This window comes from Pseudoponticoccus marisrubri (assembly GCF_001482405.1).
Lineage (GTDB): Bacteria > Pseudomonadota > Alphaproteobacteria > Rhodobacterales > Rhodobacteraceae > Pseudoponticoccus > Pseudoponticoccus marisrubri.
Window position 1 is genome coordinate 1 of sequence record NZ_LPXO01000033.1, and the last position, 4,934, is coordinate 4,934.

The following is a 4,934-nucleotide window of genomic DNA, read 5'->3' on the forward strand; positions in this document are numbered from 1 at the left end:
GCGCCACGAAACTGCAAACGCGTAACATCAACCAGCGGTGAGCCAGAGCCTCCAGTCTGGAAAGCGCTCAAGCGTCCCAAATTATCTGACGACGGACAGCTGGGGAAATCATGAAGGATCATGTTCATCCGCGCGAGACCAGCCGTAGTTACGTCCTTCTCTTGACCCTCCAAGGTGATCTGGCGTTCGGCCTGCGAAGCGACTTTGAGAAGCAAGGAACCTGAACCACAGGTGGGGTCATATACCGTGGTGGAGCCGACCGTGTTCTCGTGAGAAATGCCGATCACATTGGCTATAACACGGCTGACCTCGGAGGGCGTGTAGAACTGGCCTTTGCTCTTGCCGCTCTGGGTCGCGAAGTGGCGCATCAGGTATTCATAGGCGTCGCCAAGAATGTCATCGTTGTCAGCTCGGTTTTGAGAGAAATCGAGTTCAGGCTTTTGAAAGATACCGATCAGGTTCGAGATTCTTTTTACCTTCGCATCTCCTTCGCCCAGCTTCGTTGGGTCATCAAAGTCAGGGAAGTCGCTACGAGAAAGACGGCAATTTGCTTCTATTAGTGCCTGAATTACCTGAGTATTGATTAGCTCGCCAGTGTTGGAGTTGCCTTTTAGAGCACCCATATCTTTGAAACTAGCGCCCTCGGGAATAACAACGGCAGGCGCAAAGTCGTCTGTTTCAGCATATTTATCTGAAACGTACTTAATGAAGAGCATAAACAGTACATAGTCTTTGTACTGGGTTGCATCCATCCCTCCCCTGAGCGCATCGCAAGATGCCCAAAGTGACGAATACAATTCTGACTTTTTGATTGCCATTACTTGCCGGAACCTCAGTGTGTTGGGTGCCGTTAAAAATCACCGGCACATCTGCTTTCCTGCAAACTAGCGAGAAACAGAGCTTGCTGCCAGAGGGCACCGCTCTCGGTGTAGCGGTGATAATTGGAGTCCGAAGCGAAATTTTGAGGGAAGGCTCGTTGTCGTGCGTCGCAGCAGTCTATCTGGCAGCAGAATGCAACAGACACCCAGACGGCACCCAGCCCAGTGACGTGTCTAACAAAACAAGTCGGGCAACCGATTAAGGTATTGGTTTCATTCGTAAAAAGTGGTGCCCGGGGGCGGCGTTCAATAAGCGTTACTTATCAGCGCCTTACCCAAAAGTGGGACACTTGAACTTCCCATAGTTTCATTGGGTTTTCCGGGATTTTTGTCCCACCGATCTGGCCCGCTCCGCCTATCAGAATCCAACCATCCCAAAAGATAAGCCCCCAGGCGGGACCATCGGCTGAGGGCTTGAAGGTTTTTCCACAACGAGAAAAGGAAAGTCACGATGCGGTATCTGGATACCACAAACACTGAATCGATGCAAGTCGTTCCGCTGTCCGTTCTGGCCGCCGCGCCTATCTGGGCAGCATGGGAAGAGGTGTGGCAGAAGGACAGGTGGAGCAAGCCGCCTAAAAACCCGAAAACCGGCTACTTGGCCAGCACGACCAAGCCGAAGACATGGAGCACCAGAGCCGCCGCACAACGCCGCTCTGACGCCTTCAAGACCGACCGGCCCAAGGGGCTGGGCATCATGCTGGCCCCGCTGCCCAAGCGGCGCGGCTGGCGCGTCTGCGGTATCGACATGGACGGCTGCCGGAACCCGGAGACGGGCAAGCTGACCTCTTGGGCAGCGCCGGTCCCAGACCGTTTCCAGAGCTATGCCGACGTGTCCCCGGGGCAGACCGGCGTCCATGTGCTCTTCCTTTGCCGGGACGAGGACGTTGACGCGCTCAGGGAAGAGGGTCTGATATTGCCAGCCGCCGATGGCAGCCCGGGGGCGGGCCGCGCCTTCGCCTTGCCGGGCAACCACAAGGAAATCGCGCTCTTCACCGAACGGAAGTTCCTGACGGTCACAGGCAAAATGGTGAGCGACGGCGAAGACCTCCGCACCGTTAATCTGGACGCGCTCCGCTGGCTCTTAGGTGAGCACGGGCCGTCAGTGCAGGCCAAGAGCAGTTCCACCGGCAAGGGCGGCAAAGATGAGACCGGCAGCGGCGTGGCGTGGCGCTTCCTCGAAAACCTCGCCCGGCTGGGCGATAGCGAAGAGGAAGCCCGGGAAGCAATTGAAGAGCATGAGGGGGCTGCCGGGGAATGGTGGAGCCGTGTCGATGACCGGCAGAAAGACCGGGCCGTTGAACGCAGCTTCGCCAAGGTGGCCCGCGAGCGTGGCGAGTTGCTGGACCTGCTGTCGGACGAAGACGAAATCTCGGAAGATACCACGTGGACCTTGGAAGCTCTCGACGAAATCGTCTACGACGACGCGCCGCTGCCCGCCAAGGTAGACTGGGGCACCCCGATCATTAAGGGCAACAATCCGGTCATCAACCTCAACAATACCACGCTCTATCTGGGGCGGAACGTGGACACGATCCTTCCCGGGCTTGCCCACAATCTTATGACGCACCGGGACGAATGGCGCGACGGGGGCGTGACCGACGCGGCTATCTCTCTGGCTCAAATCGCGCTTGAACGGCTGGGCCTGCAAACCGTGGGGGAAAGCCTTGTATCCCGGGCGGCTCAGGCCGTTGCACGCAAGGGCCAATATCATCCGATCCGCGACTATCTCTGGGCGCTCAAATGGGACGGCAAGGCCCGGCTGGACACGTGGCTGGTGCGCCATGCTGGTGCGGAGGACACACCCTATACCCGTGCCGTGGGGCGCAAGTTCCTCATTCAGATGGTAGCGCGGGTGATGCAGCCCGGGTGCAAGGCGGACCACACGCTTGTCTTGTCCGGGGCGCAGGGGCAGAACAAGAGCACCGCTTGCGCAATCCTCGCCGGGGCTGAGTATTTCAGCGACACGCTTCCCGCGATCCACGGGGACAAGACAGAGGCAATGCGCCACCTGCAAGGCAAGTGGCTGGTGGAGCTGGCAGAGCTGGCCCCGTCCCGGACGAGCGAACAAGAAGACCTCAAGGCGTTTCTGTCTGGGGCCGTTGACAGGGTGCGGCTGCCCTACGCCAAGCGCGACGAAGCCTTCGCCCGGCAATGCGTTTTCGTGGGCACGACCAACGATGACCAGTTCTTGAGGGATGCCACGGGCGGGCGGCGGTTCTGGCCCGTGATGGTGGGCAAGGTCATCGGCGCAGACGCGCTTGCCGCCGAGCGGGACCAGCTCTTCGCCGAAGCCTTCGCCGCCTACACTGACGAGGAACCGTGGTGGTTAGACCGCGACTTTGAGGCGGAACACGCCAAGCCGGTGCAGAACGCCGCACGGGAGTCCGATAGCTGGGTGGACAAGGTTGCCGAGTGGCTGGACCTCCCCAGTGACGAATTGGACGAAGAGTCCAACCGGACGACCGAAGTCACCATATCTGAGGTGCTGGGGGGGCGCGTTGAGTATGCCCCCGGGACAACAGACGATGGCGCACCAGAAACGGGCAGCCACCGTCATGCGTGATCTGGGGTGGGTGAAAATCCGCACCCGGGGCGGCATGGTATGGCGCAGGGGGGAATAGCCGTGGCTGTAGCGTCGATTGCCCAGAGAGGGGCTGTGAACCGTGCGAACCGTCTCGTGAACCCTACGGTTCACACGGAAGCATCTGATTCTGTTGAACAATTCCAATGCGTGAACCGTGTGAACCGTAAGAGGGGCAAAAGAGTCGTGGAGAAGCAGAGGCTGATGCAGACGCCCCTCGTGGGGTGGCTCAGGGAATACAATGGGCAAAAAGGGTTCACACGGTTCACAAGGCGAGCTTTTCCAATTCTTTTCAGAGGCTTAACCGTGAACCCTCTACGGTTACACATGCCCCACTGAGCGAGCTGCGCTTGGGGGATGGAGAGACCGCGCCTCTGGGGGATTGCGGGTCCCTCTGGCGGGGGCGCACCGGGGGGGACGCTGAGCCCCGAGCTTTCCCCCCGTGGGGAGATTCTGGAATCGAGAAAACCCCGTGGGGAAAATCCCCCGGGAGAGACTGAGGAATTGAGCGATGAAATACACCCCTGAGATGGTGGACGCGATGGTGTGGGGGGAAGAGCCCCCCGTGGAGGGCTCCCCCGTGGTGAGTGCCGCCGAGCTGGGGGAATGGCTGGGGATTGCCCCCAACCGGATTCATGCACTGGGGAGGGACGGCATCCTCCCCCGGGTGGAGGGCACCCGCTATCCCCTCCGGGCCGCCGTGCTGGCCTATTGCGACCACGCCCGGGCGCTGGCCCGGGGGAAACAGGTGGACGCGGAGCTGGCGGCGGAAAAGCTCCGGCTGGCGAAGGCCAACGCGGAAAAGGTGGAGACCGCCAACGCCAAGCTCCGGGGCGAGCTGATCCCGGCTGCCGAGGTGGAACGCGAATGGGCCGCCGTCCTCCGGGGCGTCCGGGCCGCCATGCTGGCGGTGCCGTCCCGGGTGGCGCAGACCTCCGGGCATCTGACCCCGCACGACATTGCCGCGATTGACCGGGAAGTCCGGGACGCACTGGAAGAGGCCGCCCATGACTGACGCGCTCACCATCACCCGCCGCAACGCGCTCCGGGCTCTGACCCCGCCGCCGCGCCTGTCCCTGTCAGAATGGATCGAAACCCACATGCGGCTGCCCGAGGGCGTCTCCGCTCTGCCGGGCCGCGTGTCGCTCTGGCCCTACCAGCGCGAGATTGCCGACGCCACTTCCGACCCGACCTAGGAGCGGGTGACGCTGGTCAAGCCCGTCCGGGTGGGTTTCACCACGCTGCTGACCGGGGCGCTGGCGTCCTACGTCGCCAACGAGCCCGCCCCGATCCTCGCCTTGCTGCCGACCGAAGCCGATTGCCGGGACTACACCGTCTCCGACCTTGAGCCGATCTTTGAGGCCACGCCCGCGTGGTCTGCCCCCAGAAAAGTGGTCCTTCCTGAGGTAGGCTTTCGAGCCAGATGGAGGACGAACGAATGGGACAGAAGAGACACAAGCCGGAGGAGATCG

The 4,934-nt window shown here is 61.1% G+C and carries 5 protein-coding genes; 4 read left to right on the forward strand and 1 reads right to left on the reverse strand.

All coding sequences use genetic code 11. The features are described 5' to 3' along the window. A partial coding sequence (locus tag AVJ23_RS22460) for a class I SAM-dependent DNA methyltransferase (protein ID WP_157772762.1) occupies positions 1 to 818 on the reverse strand: 818 nt, incomplete at its 3' end. A 511-nt stretch (positions 819 to 1,329) separates the two neighbouring features. Between AVJ23_RS22460 and AVJ23_RS21740 the strand changes: the two genes are divergently transcribed. From AVJ23_RS21740 to AVJ23_RS23425, 4 genes are all read left to right on the forward strand, one after another. Further along, positions 1,330 to 3,444: a VapE domain-containing protein gene (locus AVJ23_RS21740; protein ID WP_058864335.1), complete on the forward strand. Its 2,115-nt coding sequence runs from the start codon at positions 1,330 to 1,332 to the stop codon at positions 3,442 to 3,444. A 529-nt stretch (positions 3,445 to 3,973) separates the two neighbouring features. After that, positions 3,974 to 4,477, forward strand: a complete 504-nt coding sequence (locus AVJ23_RS21745) for a DUF1441 family protein (protein WP_058864336.1) — start codon at positions 3,974 to 3,976, stop codon at positions 4,475 to 4,477. Then, positions 4,470 to 4,658 carry a hypothetical protein gene (locus tag AVJ23_RS23420; protein ID WP_058864337.1) on the forward strand — a complete coding sequence of 63 codons (189 nt, stop codon included), beginning with the start codon at positions 4,470 to 4,472 and terminating at the stop codon, positions 4,656 to 4,658. The genes AVJ23_RS21745 and AVJ23_RS23420 overlap by 8 nt, the downstream gene beginning before the upstream one ends. A gap of 6 nt (positions 4,659 to 4,664) precedes the next feature. Next, positions 4,665 to 4,934: phage terminase large subunit family protein (locus AVJ23_RS23425; RefSeq protein WP_240484773.1), on the forward strand; the 270-nt coding region annotated here is incomplete at its 3' end.